13 protein-coding genes and 1 pseudogene are annotated in these 18,205 nt (G+C 72.8%); 3 read left to right on the top strand and 11 right to left on the bottom strand.

Annotation, left to right across the window (positions count from 1 at the left end):
• Positions 1-110: 110 nt before the first annotated feature.
• The 9 genes from ACWCV3_RS27790 to ACWCV3_RS27750 all read right to left on the bottom strand — a co-directional run bounded on the left by ACWCV3_RS27790 (position 111) and on the right by ACWCV3_RS27750 (position 10,772).
• Positions 111-1,172 carry a pseudouridine synthase gene (locus ACWCV3_RS27790; RefSeq protein ID WP_451229734.1) on the bottom strand — a complete coding sequence of 354 codons (1,062 nt, stop codon included), beginning with the start codon at positions 1,170-1,172 and terminating at the stop codon, positions 111-113.
• Positions 1,132-1,752: an SMC-Scp complex subunit ScpB gene (gene scpB, locus ACWCV3_RS27785; RefSeq protein WP_451229742.1), complete on the bottom strand. Its 621-nt coding sequence runs from the start codon at positions 1,750-1,752 to the stop codon at positions 1,132-1,134. The genes ACWCV3_RS27790 and scpB overlap by 41 nt, the downstream gene beginning before the upstream one ends.
• Positions 1,753-1,817: 65 nt before the next feature.
• Positions 1,818-2,744, bottom strand: a complete 927-nt coding sequence (locus ACWCV3_RS27780) for a segregation and condensation protein A (protein WP_451229731.1) — start codon at positions 2,742-2,744, stop codon at positions 1,818-1,820.
• 39 nt (positions 2,745-2,783) lie between these two features.
• Positions 2,784-3,332, bottom strand: coding sequence for a hypothetical protein (locus ACWCV3_RS27775; RefSeq protein WP_451229728.1), 549 nt, complete (start codon positions 3,330-3,332; stop codon positions 2,784-2,786).
• Positions 3,317-4,309 carry a ParA family protein gene (locus tag ACWCV3_RS27770; protein WP_381072978.1) on the bottom strand — a complete coding sequence of 331 codons (993 nt, stop codon included), beginning with the start codon at positions 4,307-4,309 and terminating at the stop codon, positions 3,317-3,319. The genes ACWCV3_RS27775 and ACWCV3_RS27770 overlap by 16 nt, the downstream gene beginning before the upstream one ends.
• Before the next feature lie 556 nt (positions 4,310-4,865).
• The gene (gene ald / locus ACWCV3_RS27765; protein ID WP_451229739.1) at positions 4,866-5,981 is read right to left on the bottom strand and encodes an alanine dehydrogenase; all 1,116 of its coding nucleotides are present in this window, start codon (positions 5,979-5,981) and stop codon (positions 4,866-4,868) included.
• 149 nt (positions 5,982-6,130) lie between these two features.
• Entirely contained in the window at positions 6,131-8,197 is a 2,067-nt protein-coding gene (locus ACWCV3_RS27760; RefSeq protein WP_451229726.1) for a tetratricopeptide repeat protein, read from the bottom strand.
• 196 nt (positions 8,198-8,393) lie between these two features.
• Entirely contained in the window at positions 8,394-9,020 is a 627-nt protein-coding gene (locus tag ACWCV3_RS27755; RefSeq protein ID WP_451229723.1) for an NUDIX domain-containing protein, read from the bottom strand.
• Positions 9,021-9,104: 84 nt separating this feature from the next.
• On the bottom strand, positions 9,105-10,772 hold the full coding sequence (locus ACWCV3_RS27750) for a CTP synthase (RefSeq protein WP_451229721.1): 1,668 nt from the start codon (positions 10,770-10,772) through the stop codon (positions 9,105-9,107).
• Between the two features lie 554 nt (positions 10,773-11,326).
• Between ACWCV3_RS27750 and ACWCV3_RS27745 the strand changes: the two genes are divergently transcribed.
• The 3 genes from ACWCV3_RS27745 (at position 11,327) to ACWCV3_RS27735 (ending at position 16,395) form a co-directional block, all read left to right on the top strand.
• Positions 11,327-13,129 carry a glycoside hydrolase family 15 protein gene (locus ACWCV3_RS27745; protein WP_451229736.1) on the top strand — a complete coding sequence of 601 codons (1,803 nt, stop codon included), beginning with the start codon at positions 11,327-11,329 and terminating at the stop codon, positions 13,127-13,129.
• Positions 13,130-13,343: 214 nt separating this feature from the next.
• Entirely contained in the window at positions 13,344-14,726 is a 1,383-nt protein-coding gene (locus ACWCV3_RS27740) for an FAD-binding protein (protein ID WP_451229719.1), read from the top strand.
• A 49-nt stretch (positions 14,727-14,775) separates the two neighbouring features.
• On the top strand, positions 14,776-16,395 hold the full coding sequence (locus ACWCV3_RS27735; protein WP_451229716.1) for a PucR family transcriptional regulator: 1,620 nt from the start codon (positions 14,776-14,778) through the stop codon (positions 16,393-16,395).
• Between the two features lie 157 nt (positions 16,396-16,552).
• Here the strand turns inward: ACWCV3_RS27735 and ACWCV3_RS27730 are convergent, their stop codons facing one another.
• A complete protein-coding gene (locus ACWCV3_RS27730; protein ID WP_451229713.1) occupies positions 16,553-17,686 on the bottom strand; it encodes a glycosyltransferase family 4 protein in 1,134 nt (377 codons plus the stop codon).
• Positions 17,687-17,988: 302 nt separating this feature from the next.
• Positions 17,989-18,205: pseudogene (locus ACWCV3_RS27725) on the bottom strand (hypothetical protein); the annotation flags it as partial.

The raw sequence follows: 18,205 nt of genomic DNA, 5'->3' as shown, positions 1-18,205 counted from the left end.
CATCGCAAGGCGGAGGGTCGTCCGCATACTGGGCGTATGCGGACGATCCGACAACGCGGCGAGGCGCCGTAGCCGTCGTCGCGCGCCCGCCGGGGATTGCGGGACAGCCCTTAGAGGTCGACTTCCTTCATCAGCATGCCGACCTCGGTGTTGGACAGGCGCCGCAGCCAGCCCGACTTCTGGTCGCCGAGGGTGATCGGGCCGAAGGAGACGCGGACCAGCTTGTCGACCGGGAAGCCCGCCTCGGCCAGCATCCGGCGCACGATGTGCTTGCGGCCCTCGTGCAGGGTCACCTCGACCAGGTAGTTCTTGCCGGTCTGCTCGACCACGCGGAAGTGGTCGGCGCGGGCCCAGCCGTCCTCGAGCTGGATGCCGTCCTTCAGCTGCTTGCCGAGGTCGCGCGGGATCGGGCCGACGATGTGCGCGAGGTACGTCTTGCGCACGCCGTACTTGGGGTGGGTGAGGCGGTGGGCCAGCTCGCCGTGGTTGGTGAGCAGGATGACGCCCTCGGTCTCCGTGTCGAGCCGGCCCACGTGGAAGAGCCGGGTCTCACGGTTGGTGACGTAGTCACCGAGGCACTGACGGCCCTCGGGGTCCTCCATCGTGGAGACCACACCGGCGGGCTTGTTCAGCGAGAAGAACTGGTACGACTGGGTCGCGACGGTCAGGCCGTCGACCTTGACCTCGTCCTTCTCCGGGTCGACCCGGCGCCCCTGCTCCAGCACGATCTCGCCGTTGATCTCGACGCGGGCCTGCTCGATCAGCTCCTCGCAGGCGCGCCGCGAACCGTAGCCCGCGCGGGCCAGCACCTTCTGCAGCCGCTCGCCCTCCTGCTCGGCGCCGGGGAAGGTCTTGGGCAGCCTGACGTCCTTCTTGCCCTCGTACCGCTCCCGGTTGCGCTCCTCGGCCCGCGTCTCGAACTCGCGCGAGCGGCCCGGCGCCGTACGGCCGCGCCCCGCCTGCTGGGACTGCTTGGGTCCGCCCTTGGCGCCGCCGCGCGCCGCGCCGCCGCGGCCGGACTTCGGGCCGTCCTTCGTGGCGCCGGGTCCCACGTCGTAGCGGCGCTCCTCCGGACGGGGCTTGCTGGGGCGGCCCTGCCCCTTGCGCTCGTCCCGGTCGTTGCCGCGGGGGTTACCGCGTCCGCTGTTCCTGCCGCTGCCGCTGCTTCGCATCAAGGTTTCCGTCGTAGTCGTCTGCGTCCTGACCACCGGCCGCGTCGGGCGCGTCCGGGTCGAACGACGGGACTCCCTCCTGGGTCTCCGCCTCGATCGCCTCCGCCTCGGGGAGGAAGGGCGCGAGTTCCGGAAGCTCGTCCAAGCCGCGCAGGCCCATCCGCTCCAGGAAATAGTTCGTCGTCACGTACAGGATCGCACCTGTTTCGGGTTCCGTGCCCGCCTCGGCCACCAGACCCCGCTGGAGCAGGGTCCGCATCACGCCGTCGCAGTTGACCCCGCGCACGGCGGAGACCCGGCTGCGGCCGACCGGCTGGCGGTAGGCGACGACCGCGAGGGTCTCCAGGGCCGCCTGGGTGAGCCGGGCCGTCTGGCCCTCCAGCGCGAGGCGTTCCACGGCGGGGGCGTAGGCGGGACGGGTGTAGAAGCGCCAGCCGCCCGCGACGAAGCGCAGCTCGAAGCCGCGCCCCTGGGCGGTGTAGTCGTCGGCCAGTTCACGCAGGGCCTCGGCGATCCGGCGCCCGGGCCGCTGGAGGATCCGCGCCAGGTGCTCCTCGGTCGCGGGCTCGTCCACGACCATCAGGATTGCCTCCAGGGCGGGCTTGAGGTCGAGGGCGGCGACGCGCTCGTCCGTGGCCTGGTGGTTCACGTCTTCTGCTCCCCGGTGCTCTGGTCGGGCTTCGTGGGCCGGTCGAACTCGTCGGTGACCGCCGGGGCCGCCGCCTCCCCGCCGGTCCAGCGGACCAGCAGGCTGCCGAGCGCGGTCTCCTGCTCCAGGGCGACGGCCTTCTCCCGGTACAGCTCGAGCAGGGCGAGGAAACGGGCGACGACGGTGAGGGTGTCGTCGGTGTCGGCCACCAGCTCCTGGAAGTCGGCCTCGCCGGCCTCACGCAGCCGGGCCACCACGACCCGGGCCTGCTCCTGGACGCTGACCAGCGGGGCGTGGATGTGGTCGACGTACACCTGCGGCTCGGCCCGGGGCTGCATCGCCCTGACCGCGAGCCGGGCGAACCCCTCGGGTCCGATGCCGATGACGACCTCGGGCAGCAGTTCGGCGTGCTCCGGCTCCAGCCCGACGGTACGGGGGTGGCGGCGGCCCTCGTCGTCCAGCCGTTCGTCGAGGAGGTCCGCGATCCGCTTATAGGCCCGGTACTGGAGCAGCCGGGCGAAGAGCAGGTCGCGCGCCTCCAGCAGGGCGAGGTCGGCCTCGTCCTCCACCTCGGCGGCGGGCAGCAGCCGGGCGGCCTTGAGGTCGAGCAGGGTGGCGGCGACGACCAGGAACTCGGTGGTGCGGTCCAGGTCCCAGTCGGGCCCCATGGCCCGGATGTGCGCCATGAACTCGTCCGTGACCTTGGACAGGGCGATCTCGGTGACGTCCAGCTTGTGCTTGGTGATGAGCTGGAGCAGCAGGTCGAAAGGGCCCTCGAAGTTGTCCAGCCGGACCTTGAAGACCCCGTCCGGCACGGTGGCCTCGGGCGCGGGGGCCTCGGGGGCCGGGTCCGGAGGTGCGGTGTCCGGGCCCCGGCCCAGCGGGCGTCTCGGGCCGGTCGTGGCGGTGCGGTGCGCGTTCATGGGGGTCGCAGGCTATCGGTCGGCCGGTGGCAGGACGGGCTAGCGCCCCCGCAGCCGCCGTACCAGGATGCTGGCTTCGCCGCGGGACTCCAGGTCGGCGAGGACCACGGCGACGGCCTCGCGGACGATCCGGCCGCGGTCGACGGCGAGGCCGTGCTCGCCGCGCAGGACCAGCCGGGCGTGTTCGAGGTCCATCAGCTCCTCGGCCGAGACGTACACGGTGATCTTCTCGTCGTGCCGCTCGCGTCCGCTGGGCCGCCGGGCGGCCGCGCGGCCGCGCTTGCGGGACTGCTCGGCGGAGCCGTCCGGCTCGGTCTGCCGCCGGGCGGGCCGGATACGGGACTCGCCGGCACCGTCGGGTTCCGGGCCGGCCGCGGCGGTGTGCTCGGCGCCCTCGCCGTCACCGCCCTGGGCGGGCACGCCCTGCGGCGCGTCCTGCGCCGCGGCGGCCGGGTCGCTCTCCCCGGCAGGCGCGGGGACCCGCGCCTCCTGGCCGGGCCCGCGCCGGGGCGAGGAGGACTGGAGCCCCATCCCCCCTGTCGTACGGAACAGTTCGTCGGCTCCGGGCAGACTCACTCGGCGTGACACCGGGCGAGCACCTCCCTGGCGAGCTGACGGTAGGCGGCGGCACCGACGGAGTTGGAGGCGTACGTGGTGATCGGCTCACCGGCGACCGTGGTCTCCGGGAAGCGGACCGTACGCCCGATGACCGTGTGGTAGACGTGGTCGTCGAACGCCTCGACCACGCGGGCCAGCACCTCGCGGCTGTGCACCGTGCGCGAGTCGTACATCGTGGCCAGGATGCCGTCCAGCTCCAGCTCGGGGTTGAGCCGCTCCTGGACCTTCTCGATGGTCTCGGTCAGCAGGGCCACACCGCGCAGCGCGAAGAACTCGCACTCCAGCGGCACGATCACCTTGTGCGCGGCGGTCAGCGCGTTGACGGTGAGCAGGCCCAGCGAGGGCTGACAGTCGATCACGATGTAGTCGTAGTCGTCCATCAGCGGCTTCAGGGCGCGCTGGAGCGTGGACTCGCGCGCGACCTCGGAGACGAGCTGGACCTCGGCCGCGGACAGGTCGATGTTGGAGGGCAGCAGGTCCATGTTGGGGACCGCCGTCTTCAGCAGGACCTCGTCGGCCGACATGCCCCGCTCCATGAGCAGGTTGTAGACGGTGAGGTCCAGCTCCATCGGATTGACGCCGAGACCCACCGACAGTGCGCCCTGCGGGTCGAAGTCCACGAGCAGTACGCGCCGCCCGTACTCCGCGAGCGCCGCGCCCAGGTTGATGGTCGACGTGGTCTTGCCGACGCCGCCCTTCTGGTTGCACATGGCGATGATCTTCGCGGGGCCGTGGTCGGTCAGCGGGCCCGGGATGGGGAAGTACGGCAGCGGGCGTCCGGTCGGGCCGACGCGCTCACGGCGCTGGCGGGCCGCGTCGGGCGCGAGCGTGGCCGCGTACTCCGGATCGGGCTCGTACTCGGCGTCGGGGTCGTAGAAGTGCCCCTCGGGCAGTTCGTCGTAGTCGGCGAAGTGGTTGCGGGGCGCGCCACTTCCGTCGCCGGCCATGGCGTTCACGTGTTGGCCATCCATGCTCTGGTGTGCTCTCCGGGCCGTCTGCGGTACCGGACTGTGGTGGGCTGCGAAGGTGCGCACCGCGACGGAGCCGACAGCCTCGTGTCCCTCGGGACCCCGGCTCTCTCCGCGCAATCCTGGTCGACCACCTCCGGGAGAAAATGTCGACTCATTCACAAGTCGTCTTACCTCCTTGGTGACCAGGAAACTTCTAGACAAGGTCAGCGTGGCACCATGCCGACGGTTGGCGACTCTATGGCGTGTCGGCGGTCCGCAGCAACACAATCCGCCGGACCCGGCACGATGTGTCGACAATGAAACATCCCGCTGTCAAGGGCGTACAGCCGTCGCACAGCAGGTTTCACCGGTGTGCGAATCGGTCCAAGCGTGACGTTCGAGGCGAGTTGACCTAGCGTCGCAAAGTGACCATACACACATCCGGCCGGACCTTGTCGGGCAAGGTCCGGCCGGGTTCGCGGTGTTGACGTTCCGTGTTGACGAATCGCCTTTTCCGCGCGGACGACTTGGGCTCTCGCCGTCGCCCGCGAGGTCAGCCGATCAGGGTCTCGATCGCCACGTGCTCCAGCCCGTGCGCCTCGGCGACCTCCCGGTAGACGACCTTGCCGTCATGGGTGTTGAGGCCGCGGGCGAGCGCCTCGTCCCGGCGCAGCGCCTCGACCCAGCCGTTGTTGGCGAGCGAGACGATGTACGGGAGCGTCGCGTTGGTGAGCGCGTTGGTGGAGGTGCTGGGCACCGCGCCGGGCATGTTGGCGACGCAGTAGAAGACCGAGTTGTGCACCTGGAAGGTCGGCTCGGCGTGCGTGGTGGGACGGGAGTCCTCGAAGCAGCCGCCCTGGTCGATGGCGATGTCGACAAGGACACTTCCGGGCTTCATCCGCGACACCAGCTCGTTGGTGACCAGCTTCGGGGCCTTGGCGCCCGGGATGAGGACGGCACCGATGACGAGGTCCGCGTCGAGGACGGCCTTCTCCAGCTCGAAGGCGTTGGACATGATCGCCTTGACCTTGCTGCCGAAGATCCGGTCGGCCTCGCGCAGCTTGTTGATGTCGCGGTCCAGCAGGGTGACCTCGAAGCCCATGCCGACGGCGATCTGGGTGGCGTTCCAGCCGGAGACACCGCCGCCGATGACGACGGCCTTGGCCGGGGTCACGCCCGGCACGCCGCCGGGGAGCACACCGCGGCCGCCTGCCGGGCGCATCAGGTGGTAGGCGCCGACCTGCGGGGCGAGCCGTCCCGCGACCTCGGACATCGGGGCGAGCAGCGGCAGCGCGCGGCCGGCCAGCTCGACGGTCTCGTAGGCGATTGCCGTGGTGCCGGACTCCAGCAGGGCGTCGGTGCACTCGCGGGAGGCGGCCAGGTGCAGATAGGTGAAGAGGATCTGGTCCTTGCGCAGGCGGTGGTACTCCTCGGCGACCGGCTCCTTGACCTTGAGCAGCAGGTCGGCGTCGGCCCACACCTGGTCGGCGGAGTCGAGGATGCCGGCGCCGGCGGCGATGTACTCCTCGTCCGTGATCGAGGAGCCGAGACCGGCGCCCCGCTCGACGACGACCTGGTGGCCGCCGCGCACCAGCTCGTGCACACCGGCGGGGGTGATGGCCACCCGGAACTCGTTGTTCTTGACCTCGCGGGGGATGCCGACCTTCACGTCGATCACGGTCCTTGGCTCAGGGGGTATGGGGGGGTGCGCTGAAAGACATACCCGGGCGTGCCGGGGCACACCGGGAGACACCGCAGGAGAACGTGCGGCAGAGCCAGTCTAATGAAGGTGTTCCGCGTGTCTAGCCTTCCATTGCATCAATCTTCATCGGAAGCACTGCGGATTTCGCAGGCGTCTGAGGTGGGGAAGTCCGATTTTCCTGGCTCTGCGCCGGTGGCCGCCTCCTGTTCCAGCATGCGCTCCGCCGCCGCACGGTGCAGTCGGGCGGCCGTGGGGTCGCCGAGCCGGTCCAGGGTGTCGGCGAGCCGCAACTGCAGCGCGGCCTGCAGCCGGGTGTCCTTGGCGCGCCGCGCCCACTCCACCGCCTCCTGGCAGGTGCGCAGGGATTCCTCGGGCCGTCCGGCGTACTCCTGCACCCGGGCCAGCTCGCTCAGGGCACGGGCGTGGGCGGCGATGTCGCGCTCCTTGCGGTACCCGGCGAGGGCCGCCCGCCAGTTGCGCTGTGCCTCGCCGTACCGGCCCGCGTAGGTGTGGGAGGTGGCGATCCGGCCGTAGAGCCGGGCGGCCTCGGCGCGTTCGCCGCGGGCGAGGCGCTGGGAGAGGGCGCGGCCGAACCAGTCGGCGGCCCGGTCGTGGTCGCCCAGTTCCTGGTGCGCACCGCCCACGGATTCCATCGCGCGGCCGGTGGCGTAGGGGTCGTTCGCCTCGCGTCCGGCGTCCAGCGCGGCGCGGTAGCGGGCCAGCGCGGCGCGGGTGCGGCCGGTCCGGGCGTCCACGTCGCCGAGGTTCAGCAGGGCGGCGGCCTTCTCCCGGGGCAGTCCGCGCCGCTCGGCGACGTCGAGGACCAGGTTGTGGACGCCGTACAGGTCGGGGGCGGCGGCCTGGGTGCCGAAGTGGGCGACCATGGCGCGTACGAGCTGGGACATCAGGCGCCGGGCCAGGGTGTCCAGCTCGCCGTCGGCCACCGCGAGCCGGGCGGCGGCCAGCAGCGCCGGGCGCCGGGCGGTGAGCCAGGCGGCGGCCGCGGCGGGGGTCGGGAAGCGCAGCGGCGGCGGAATCGCCTGGAGCTTCTCGCGGGTCTGCGGGCTGTCGGGCTCGGTGACGGCGCGGCAGGACTGCAGGAGTCGGACGTCCCGCTCCAGCAGCCGGGCGCGGGCGAGCTGGAGTTCGGCGGGCCGCTCGCCGGCCTCGGCAAGGGCGCGCAGCAGGGGATGCAGGCAGCCGGGGATGTCGTACTCGGGCAGCGGGCCGGCGACCGGGTGGAGCAGGCCGAGGGTGGCGAGTTCCCGCAGAACGGTCTGCGCGGACTTGACCGAGCAGCCGGCGAGCGCGGAGGCGGAGTGGGCGTCGACGGTGCCGGCCGGGGCCTGGGAGAGCAGGCGCAGGGTCCGCGCGGTGGAGGCGGGCAGTCCGTCGTGCACGAGTCGGAGGACGCGGGCCAGGGTGGGGGCGTCGTCGGGGTCGCTGTGCAGCCGCTTGGCCAGGTCGGAGACGGCCGTCTGGGGGCGGGCGGCGAGCCAGCCGCCGGCCAGGGTGAGGGCGGCCGGCTGTCCCCCGCAGATCTCGGCGAGGCTCTCGGCGGAGCGCGGGTCGACGGTGACGCGGACCGAGCCGGTGTACCGGGTGAGCAGTTCCACCGCCGATTTGCTGTCCAGGCCGCCCAGGGTGCAGGGGCGGACGTCGGAGATCCCGGTGAGGGGGCCGCGGGAGACTGCGACCACCAGGCAGTCGGGGGCGTCCGGGATGAGGGCGTCGACCTGTTCGGCACCGGTGGCGTCGTCCAGCAGGAGCAGGGCGCGCCGGTGGGCGAGGGCGGTGCGCAGCGCCTCGGTCAGCTCGTCCTCGGCGGCGCCCGCCGGGCCGGGGGCGCCGAGCGCGCGGAGCAGGTCCCGGGCGGCGCGCTCGACGGGTACCGGGGTGCCGTCGGGGTCGGCGAGGCGGGCCCGGAACACTCCGTCGGGGTAACGCTGCGCGACCTGGCGGACGAACTCCTCGGCGAGCGCGGTCCGGCCGGAACCGGGGCGTCCCGCGATGAGGAGGACGCGGGCGCGGGGTGCCTTACGCCCGGCGAGGGTATCCAGGCCGGTGCGCTCGATGTCGGCTCTGAGTTCCTTCAACTCCCGCGTGCGCCCGAGGAAATGACCCTCCGGGGCCGGCGGCTCCGACAGCCGCGCCTCTTCCTGGTCCACCGCCTGATCCGCCACGGGCCACGCTCCCGTCCCACCGCACGCGCAAAGCCCGCCGGTTCTTCCGGTACGGGCGTTTTCCAGAGCCTAGTTCACGCTCTGCGACGTTCCCGGTGGAGCGCGGCGGACGGATCCCCCGATCGGATCAGGCGATGGTCACACCATTGGCGCCGCCGTGCGTCCTGACCGGAATCAGGACGCGGTCAGGACCTGGTCAGGATGCGAAGGGACGCGCGGGCCACGGCGCGTCGGCCGGGCGCAGGCTGTCCAGGCCGTCCCCTGCGCGGGCGGCGGCCAGCGAGAGGACACCGACGACCAGGCAGTTGTTGTGCAGGTCCCCCGCGAGCACCAGCCGCACCAGTTCGTCCAGGGGCACCCGCGTGTGCTCCATGTCCGTCTCCTCGTGCTCCGGGACGAAGCGCTCGCCCTGGGCCTCGGAGATGTCGCGGGCCAGGAAGATCCGCACCGCCTCGTCGCAGCCGCCGGGGCTGGTGTAGACGTCGGTCAGCACCCGCCAGTCCTCGGCCTTGACGTGCGCCTCCTCGTACAGCTCGCGCTGGGCGGCGTGCAGCGGGTTCTCGCCGGGCACGTCGAGCAGGCCGGCCGGGATCTCCCAGAGCTTGTGGCGGACGGGGTGGCGGTACTGGCTGATGAGCAGGACCCGGTCCTCCTCGTCCAGGGCGAGGACGGCGACCGAGCCGGGGTGGACCTGGTAGTCGCGGCGGACCACCGAGCCGTCGGGCATGACCACGTCGTCCGTGCGGACGGCGGTCTTGTTGCCCGTGAACGGGGTCGCGCTGTCGCGGATCTCCCACTCCTCGGGGGTGTCCTTGATGGTCATGCCCTGTCCCTCCACGCGCGCAAAAGAAAGCCGGGGTGCGCAACCTCGAAGGTTCGCACCCCGGCCACCGTAACAACTGGTGTGCTACTTGGAGTTCTTCGGCTTGCCCGCCGTCTTGCGCTCGACGGAAGCCTTCACCAGGCCCGCGAACAGCGGGTGCGGCCGGGTCGGCCGCGAGCGCAGCTCGGGGTGCGCCTGGGTGGCGACGAGGTAGGGGTGGACCTCGCGCGGGTACTCCACGTACTCGACGAGCTTTCCGTCGGGCGAGGTGCCCGAGAAGACGATGCCCGCCTTCTTCTCCAGCTCGGCGCGGTAGGAGTTGTTGACCTCGTAGCGGTGACGGTGCCGTTCCTCGACGTACTCCTTGCCGTCGTAGACCTCGCGGACGATGGAGCCCTCGGCCAGCTTGGCCGGGTACATGCCCAGGCGCATGGTGCCGCCCATGTCGCCCTCGCCGGCGACGATGTCCATCTGCTCGGCCATGGTGGAGATGACCGGGTGGGCGGTGGCCGGGTCGAACTCGGTGGAGTTGGCGTCCGGGATGTCCGCCAGGTTCCGCGCGGCCTCGACCACGATGCACTGCAGACCCAGGCAGAGGCCGAGCAGCGGGATCCTGTTCTCGCGGGCGTAGCGGATGGCGCCGACCTTGCCGAGCACACCGCGGTCGCCGAAGCCGCCGGGGATGCAGATGCCGTCCACGTCACCGAGGGCGGCGGCGGCACCGGCCGGGGTCTTGCAGTCGTCCGAGGTGACCCACTTGATCTTGACGCGGGCGCGGTTGGCGAAGCCGCCGGCGCGCAGCGCCTCGGTGACCGACAGGTAGGCGTCGGGCAGGTCGATGTACTTGCCGACCAGGGCGAGGGTGATCTCGTGGTCCGGCTTGTGCACGCGGTCCAGCAGGTCGTCCCAGGTGGTCCAGTCCACGTCCCGGAAGGGCAGGTCGAGCTTGCGGACGACGTAGGCGTCCAGGCCCTCGCCGTGGATGACCTTGGGGATGTCGTAGATGGAGCGGGCGTCGGGGCAGGCCACGACGGCGTCCTCGTCCACGTCGCACATCAGCGAGATCTTGCGCTTGATGGCGGTGGGGACCTCTCGGTCGCAGCGCAGCACGATCGCGTCGGGCTGGATGCCGATGTTGCGCAGCGCGGCGACGGAGTGCTGGGTCGGCTTGGTCTTCAGCTCGCCGGAGGGGCCGATGTAGGGCAGCAGCGAGATGTGGACGACGAAGACGTTGTCCCGGCCGACCTCGTGCCGCACCTGGCGCACCGTCTCCAGGAAGGGCAGCGACTCGATGTCGCCGACGGTGCCGCCGACCTCGGTGATGACGACGTCCACCTCGTCGGTGGCCATGCGCCGGATGCGGTGCTTGATCTCGTTGGTGATGTGCGGGATGACCTGCACGGTGTCGCCCAGGTACTCGCCGCGCCGCTCCTTGGCGATGACCGTGGAGTAGACCTGGCCGGTGGTGACGTTGGCCGAGCCGTCGAGGTCGCGGTCGAGGAAGCGCTCGTAGTGGCCGATGTCCAGGTCGGTCTCGGCGCCGTCGTTGGTGACGAACACCTCACCGTGCTGGAAGGGGTTCATCGTGCCCGGGTCGACGTTCAGGTACGGGTCGAGCTTCTGCATCACGACGCGCAGGCCGCGAGCCTTGAGCAGCATGCCCAGGCTGGAGGCGGTGAGGCCCTTGCCGAGCGAGGAGGCGACACCCCCGGTGACGAAGATGTGCTTGGTCGTCGTGGATTTCGGCGGCATGGCCAAGAGGGGGCTCCCGTGGTCGCTGTCTGTGATGCGGTGCGGTCGCCGGCCCGGAGGATGTGGTGTTCCTCGCGGTGGCGTCGTCGCTGCGGTTCGGGGGTTTTGGGGCCCACCGGTCCACGGGCTACCAGGGTATCAGCGCCTGGAGGAGTCGGCGTCCGGCCACGCTCCGTGCACGGCCGCCGGGGCTGGCGTGACCAGGCACCGGACGTGCGGGCGGCCGTCACGGGGTCCTCACTCCGCCGTCACTCGTTCGGCTCACACGGGTTGCCCCGAGCGGCGCGCGGATCATGCGGGTGCGTCGTATCCTGCTCGGACACTCGCTGCCGAGCGCGGCCGGGATGTCGGCACACCCCAGCCTCCAGCATCCCCGCCACCGGATTGTGGAACATGGAGAGCGCGGCAGTTCGTTGAGCATGGACCGCCGTTTTGCCTCAGGGCTCGGCGGGCTGCTTTGCTTCACCGCTCAACGTATGACAAACACCCCTTGACCGCACCAAGCGACTGCCCCCTCGCGCGGGGGTGACGTGGCCGTTCGACTGGAGTTGCACGTGGCCGGGCGCATCGAAGATTACGCACTCATCGGAGACATGCAGACCGCTGCGCTGGTCTGCCGGGACGGCACGGTGGACTGGCTGTGCCTGCCCCGCTTCGACTCGCACGCCATCTTCGCCGGCCTGCTCGGCACCGAGGAGCACGGCTTCTGGCGGCTCGGCCCGGCGTACGCGGCGGACTCACCACCGCCCACGGCGGCCCGGCGGAGCTACCGGGGCGACTCGCTGATCCTGGAGTCGGAGTGGGACACCCCGCGCGGCACCGTACGGGTGACGGATTTCATGCCCCCGCGTGACGGTGCCCCCCAGCTGATCCGGATCGTGGAGGGGCTCAGCGGCGAGGTGCCGATGCGCTCGGAGCTGCGCATGCGCTTCTCCTACGGCCGTGTGGTGCCGTGGGTGCACAAGTACGACAACCGTACGGTCGCTGTCGCCGGTCCCGACTCGGTGTGGTTCGACACAGAGGCGGACACCTACGGCAAGGACCTGACGACCTACTCGGACTTCACCGTCTCCGCCGGCGAGCGTGTGGCGTTCGCCATCTCCTGGCAGCCCTCCCACAAGGAGGCGCCGCCGCTGCCCGAGCCGGAGCAGGCCCTGCGGGCGACGGAGGAGTTCTGGCGCGACTGGGTCGAGCAGTGCACGTACCACGGCCCCTACCGGGAGGCCGTGATCCGTTCGCTGATCACGCTGAAGGCGCTGACCTACGCCCCGACCGGCGGCATCGTGGCCGCGCCCACCACCTCCCTGCCGGAGGACATCGGGGGCGTGCGCAACTGGGACTACCGCTACACCTGGCTGCGGGACGCGGCGATCACGCTGTCCTCGCTGCTGCGCACCGGCTACCGCGACGAGGCCCGCGCCTGGCGCGAGTGGCTGCTGCGCGCGGTGGCGGGCGACCCGGAGAACCTCCAGATCATGTACGGCATCGCCGGTGAGCGTGAGCTGGGCGAGGCCGAGCTGGACTGGCTGCCCGGATACGAGCACTCCCGCCCGGTCCGGGTGGGCAACGGCGCCGCCGACCAGCTCCAGCTCGACGTGTACGGCGAGGTCATCGAGGCCCTGCACCTGGGTCACATGACCGGGCTCGCCCGCAACGACTACGCCTCGGTGCTCCAGCTCAAGCTGATCCGCTACCTCGAGGACCACTGGCAGGAGCCGGACGAGGGCATCTGGGAGGTGCGCGGGCCGCGCCGCCAGTTCGTGCACTCCAAGGTGATGGCCTGGGTCGCCGTGGACCGCACGATCAAGCTGATCGAGTCCGGGGACGCGGAGGGCCCGCTGGAGCGCTGGAAGGAACTGCGCGACGACATCCACCGCGAGGTCTGCGAGAAGGGCTACGACCCGGAGCGCAACACCTTCACCCAGTACTACGGCTCCCGGGAGCTGGACGCCTCCCTGCTGCTGATCCCGCAGATGGGCTTCCTGCCGCCGGACGACAAGCGGGTCATCGGGACAATCGAGGCGATCCAGCGCGAGCTGTCCACCTCCGACGGGTTCATCCTGCGCTACCCGACCGACGGCGAGGACGCGGGCGTCGACGGCCTCCCCGGTGACGAGGGAGCCTTCCTGGCCTGCTCGTTCTGGATGGCGGACGACCTCGCGATGATCGGCCGGGTGGACGAGGCCCGCAAGCTGTTCGAGAAGCTCCTCGGCCTGCGCAACGACCTCGGCCTCCTCGCCGAGGAGTGGGACCCCCGCCTGCAGCGCCAGGTCGGCAACTTCCCGCAGGCGTTCAGCCACGTCCCTTTGATCGACACCGCGCTGCGGCTGACGGCCTCGGGGGCGTACGGGGGCTGAGCCCGGCCTGAGGGCTGTCCCGTGGTCCCCGACGGATCGGCGCTCAGCGTCGGATGCGGTGCATCGCGGCGCGGAGGGCCGTCCTCGACCGCGCGTGTGCGGGCGATCCGGCAACGCGGCGAGGCGCCGTGGCCGTCGTCGCGCGCCCGCCGGGGATCACGGGACGGCCCTTAGGCTGGGAAGCGGACCACTCCCGAGGCGGAAGGGGGCGGCCATGGCTTCCCTCTCGAAGGCGGGCACGGCGCTGGCGGCGCTGCGCCGGGAGCTGACCGGCGTGGTGTCCGTGCCGGGCGAGGCGGGGTACGACGAGGCCCGTGCCGTCTTCAACGCCGTGATCGACCGGCGGCCGGCCGTGATCGCCGGTTGCGCGGACACCGCCGACGTGGTGCGCGCGGTGCGCTTCGCCCGTGATCTGGATCTGCCCGTCGCCGTGCGCGGCGGCGGGCACAGTGTCGCGGGCGACGCCCTGGGCGACGGCGCGGTGGTGGTGGACCTGCGCCGGATGCACGGCGTGAGCGTCGATCCCGTCTCCCGCACCGTACGGGTCGAGGGCGGGGCCACGATGAGCCATCTGGACCGGGCCTGCCGGCCGTACGGGCTGGCCACCACCGGTAGCCGGGTCTCCACCACGGGGGTCGGCGGGTTCGTGCTCGGCGGCGGCACCGGCTGGCTGGACCGGGCCTTCGGGCTCGCCGTGGACAACCTCCGGGCCGTGGAGCTGGTGACGGCCGACGCCGAGCGGGTGCGGGCCGGCCCCGAGGAGCATCCCGAGCTGTTCTGGGCGCTGCACGGCGGGGGCGGCAACTTCGGTGTGGCCACCGCGCTCACGCTGGGCCTGCACGAGCTGCCCGAGTTCGCGGTCGCCCTGCTGCTGCACCCGCCGGAGCACGGCCCCGAGGTGGTGCGCGCCTTCCGCGAGGCGATCGACGCCGGCCCGGACCGGCTGGGCGGGGCGGTGCAGTACGTCACCGCCCCGCCCGAGGAGTTCGTCCCCGAGGAGCTGGTGGGGCGGCTGGTGTGCGTGGCGCTGGTGACGTACGCGGGCGGGGTCGGGGAACTCCGCGACCTGATCGGACCGCTGTCGGCGCTGCCCGTGGCCGGCGAGCTGGTCGCCGAGCTGCCGTACGCGGACGCGCAGTGCATGATCGACGACCCGCCCGGCCTGCGGAACCACTGGTCGGCCGAGTATCTGACCGGCCTGCCGGACGAGCTGGTGGACGTCTACTGCTCGCTCGCCTGGCGGATGCCGGTGCCGACCGGCACCCGGCACCTCCTGTTCCCGCAGGGCGGCGCCCTCGCGTCGGGACCGCACGAATACCCGGTCCCCTGGCGGCACGCCCCCTGGTCGGCGCATCCCTTCGCCATCTGGGAGGACCCGGCCGGCGACGAGCGCGCCGTCGAGTGGGTGCGGACGGTCCGCCGCGAGGTCGAGCCGTGGAGCACCGGCGACGTGTACCTGAACTTCATCGGCGACGAGGGCGCCGAGCGGGTCGGCGCCGGGCTGGGCGTGGGCAACATGCTCCGGCTGGAGAAGGTGAAGCGGGCGTACGACCCGGACGACGTCTTCCGCTTCAACCACAACATACGGCCGCTGTAGCTCCGGCCGCGGCTGTTCCGTGCGAGGTCAGGCGGGTAGCGTCCGGCGCATGGGCACAGAGAGTGGCGGGATCACCGTGCGACGGGCGCTGGAGCTGCCCGGGCTGCGTGGCGGACTGCCGGAGGTGGTGGCGGGCGCCGACCGGCTGGAGCGCGCGGTGCGCTGGGTGCACGCGGGCGAGGTCCCGCACATCGCCTCGCTGCTCAGGGGCGGCGAACTGCTGCTGACCACCGGGTACGGGCTGGGCACGCGCCCGGCCGAGCAGCGGGCGTTCGTGCGCACGCTGGCCGAGCGGGGTATCGCCGCGCTGGTGGTGGAGCTGGGGCAGCGCTTCACCCGGCTCCCGGCCGCGATGGTGGACACCGCGCGGTCGGCGGACCTGCCGTTGGTCCAACTGCACCGCGAGGTGCCGTTCGTGGCGGTCACCGAGGAGATCCACACCGAGATCGTCAACGGCCACTACGCCCTCCTCCAGCGGGCGGAGGACGTGCACCGGCGCTGTACGGAGGCGCTGCTCGGCGGGGGCGGGGTGCCCCAGCTCCTCGCCATCCTGGCCGGTTTCTGCGCCAACCCGGTGTTCCTGGAGACGGCGGACGGCCGCCTCCTGTACGCGGCCGGGCCGGGCCCCGAGGGCGCGGACCCCTTGCAGGTGTGGGAGGGGCTGCGCGGTCCGCACCGGGCGGAGCCGCCGCCGTCGGGGGCGCTGCTCGTGGACGTGCCGGGCGGGGGCGCGGGACCGGGCGGGGTGCGGGCGCGGCTGGTGCTGCTGCCGGTGGGCGCTCCGCTCGCGCCGGTGCACCGGATCGCGGCCGAGCGGGCGGCGGGGACCGTGGCGGTGGTGCTGATGCAGGCCCGCCAGGAGGAGGAGCTGGCGGCGCGCGGCCGGGGAGACTTCCTGACCGATCTGGCCGAGGGCCGGGTGCGGGCCGGGGACGCTCCGGCGCAGGCCCGGGTGCTGGGGTTCCGGCCGGGTGACGGCCCCCTGCTGCCGGTGGTGATGCGGGTGGGCGACGCGCTGTCCCCGGCGGGCGGCTGGGCGGTGCTGGCGCGGGCGGTCGGGGAGGAGCTGGCGTCGGTGGGGGTGCCGGTGCTGCTGGGGGTGCGGCCGGTGGAGGGCCGGGTGCCGGTGCTGCTGGGGCTGCGCGCACAGACCGACCGGTCGCCCGTCGCGGACCGGGTGGCGGCCGCGCTGCGGGCGGGTGCCGAGCGGGCCGGGATGATCCGGCCGGGGGCCCGGCCGCCGGTCGTGGTGGTGGGGGTGCCGGGCGACTGGGCGGCGGCCTCGGCGGGTCTGCGGCACGCGGCGGAGACGGCGACGGCCGCGCAGGGCCTCACCGACCGGCCCTGGTACGACGCCCGGCGCCTCGACATCGATCTGCTGCTGTGGCGGCTGCGCGACCATCCGGACCTTGCGGCTTTCGTGGACCGTGCCCTCGGCCCGCTGCGCGAGCACGACCGGCGCGCGAGGCCGCCGCTGCTGCCCACCTTGGAGACCTATCTCGACCACGCGGGCCGCAAGGCGGAGACCGCCCGCGAACTCCACCTGAACCGCCAGACCCTCTACAACCGTCTGGCCCGCATCGCCGAGTTGCTGAACACGGACCTCGACGACCCGCACACGGTACTGGCGTTGAGCCTGGCCCTGCGGGCACGGCGGCACGTGGACTAGTGCTGTGACCGGAAAGGTCTGCCGGAAAGCTCGCGGCGTCCGGTGCGGTGCATCGCAAGGCGGAGCACCGCCCGCGTACCGGATGTACTCGGGCGATGCGACAACGCGGCGAGGTGCCGTGCCGGACGCCGCGAGCCGGTCCTTCCCGGTCACAGCGCTAGAGGAGCGTCATGGTCTGCGTCAACTCGTCGTAGATGCTCAGCACTTGGGCGACCGCGTCGTCCTCGGTCGGCCATCCGGACGCCTGGCGGACGCCGCGCTCGGCGAGCCGCTGGCGCCGCTCCGGGTCCGCGAGGAGAGCCGTGACGGTGTCGGCGAGGGCGCGGGGATCGCCGTAGGGGACGAGGGCGGCGGCGTCGCCGACGAGGTCCGGGACGCCGCCGACCGCGGTGGCGACCAGGGGGACGCGGGCGTGCAGGGCCTCCTGGGCGAAGAGGGGGCGGGACTCCCAGCGGCTGGTGAGCAGGGCGAGGTCGGCGGCCGCGAGCAGGTCGGGCACGTCGTCGCGGACCCCGAGCAGCCGGACGGGCGACTCCTCCTCCGTGACGCGCTGTTGCAGTTCCGTGCGGAGCGGCCCCTCCCCCGCGATCAGGGTGAGCGGTTGCGGGTCGAGGCCGCGCCAGCGGCGGGCCGCGTCCAGCAGCACGTCGTAGCCCCGGTGCCGGTCGAGGGAGCCGACGGCCAGGAGCAACGGACGGTCCGTTGCACCGAGTTCGGCGCGGAGCTTGGCCGCACGGCGGTCCGGGTCCGCCGCGGCGATCCGGGGGCGGCCGGGCAGGGCCGTCGCGCCGAGCCGGGCGTCCCGGGCGCCGGTGCGGCGGGCCCGGTCGACCAGGGCGGAGCTGGTGCCGAGGACGACGGCGGCCGTCCGCGCCACACGGCGCTCCAGCAGCCGGAGCAGATGCGCCCGCGCGCCCTCGGCGTACGCCCGGTCGTGCCAGGTGACGACCAGCGGGATGGTGCGTCCGCCGAGGGCCAGCGCGGCGCGGAAGGAGGCGTGCAGCCCGTGCGCGTGCACCAGGTCGGCGTCCGCGCAGGCCGCCCGGAGCCGGCCGACGGCCGCCGGGTCACTGCTGCGGGGCACGTGCACATGGTCGGCGCCGGTGCCCCGGAAGTCGTAGGACTGCTCGGCCTCGACCGGTGCGCAGACGGTGACCCGGACGCCCCGCGCGACCAGCCCCTCGGCCAGGGAGCGCACATGGGCGCTGCTCCCGGCGTTGCCGCCGCCGAGCACCTGCACGGTGCGCAGCGAGGACTGGCCGTACGGGGCGTTGCTGCTCACGGGGGTCACTGAGGCCGGGGCTCCTGGGTCGGGGCGGGGTCGGTCAGGGGACCGTACGGATCGGTCGCGAGGACGTACAGAAGGTAGCGAACGGCGAAACACCGGAAGCGGGGTACGACGGGCCGCGCGGGGCCCCCGCCCGGAGGCGGCACACCGTCAAGCATGCCAGTACGTACGGGTGTTCCGGGCCATCGCGGCGGAGCCGGCAGGCGGGGCGCTTTGGCAATGCGCCGGCTCATCTCACCCGTACGAGTGAGAGTGGCCGTCGGCCCGGCGGAGCCGCCCGGCGGGCGTACCGGGAGGTCAGAGGCTCACAGCGCCCGCGCCCAGGCGGACACCCGGTCTCCGCGCACGATGGCGGCGACCACGGTGACGGCGTGCGCGAGAAGTCCCGTGCGCCCCTGGGCCGAAACGGCGGCGGTGCCGGGCGCGGCGCCCAGGGCGTGTGCGCCGGTGTCGCCGAGCACGGCCCGCTCCCCCAGGTCCTCCGGGGGCACGGCGGCGGCACCTCCCGCCGCGGCGGCGGCC

It is taken from the genome of Streptomyces sp. NPDC001781 (genome assembly GCF_053596035.1).
Note: the sequence above shows the minus strand (reverse complement) of the source record. Positions and strands in the feature narration are given on the sequence as shown.

Excerpts from the sequence above, each read along its gene's own strand:
- scpB (WP_451229742.1), bottom strand. The coding sequence starts at position 1,752 with ATGGTCGTGGACGAGCCCGCGACCGAGGAGCACCTGGCGCGGATCCTC.
- ACWCV3_RS27750 (WP_451229721.1), bottom strand. The coding sequence starts at position 10,772 with ATGCCGCCGAAATCCACGACGACCAAGCACATCTTCGTCACCGGGGGT.
- ACWCV3_RS27740 (WP_451229719.1), top strand. The coding sequence starts at position 13,344 with ATGGCTTCCCTCTCGAAGGCGGGCACGGCGCTGGCGGCGCTGCGCCGG.
- ACWCV3_RS27780 (WP_451229731.1), bottom strand. The coding sequence starts at position 2,744 with ATGAACGCGCACCGCACCGCCACGACCGGCCCGAGACGCCCGCTGGGC.
- ACWCV3_RS27770 (WP_381072978.1), bottom strand. The coding sequence starts at position 4,309 with ATGGCCGGCGACGGAAGTGGCGCGCCCCGCAACCACTTCGCCGACTAC.
- ACWCV3_RS27755 (WP_451229723.1), bottom strand. The coding sequence starts at position 9,020 with ATGACCATCAAGGACACCCCCGAGGAGTGGGAGATCCGCGACAGCGCG.
- ACWCV3_RS27790 (WP_451229734.1), bottom strand. The coding sequence starts at position 1,172 with ATGCGAAGCAGCGGCAGCGGCAGGAACAGCGGACGCGGTAACCCCCGC.
- ACWCV3_RS27735 (WP_451229716.1), top strand. The coding sequence starts at position 14,776 with ATGGGCACAGAGAGTGGCGGGATCACCGTGCGACGGGCGCTGGAGCTG.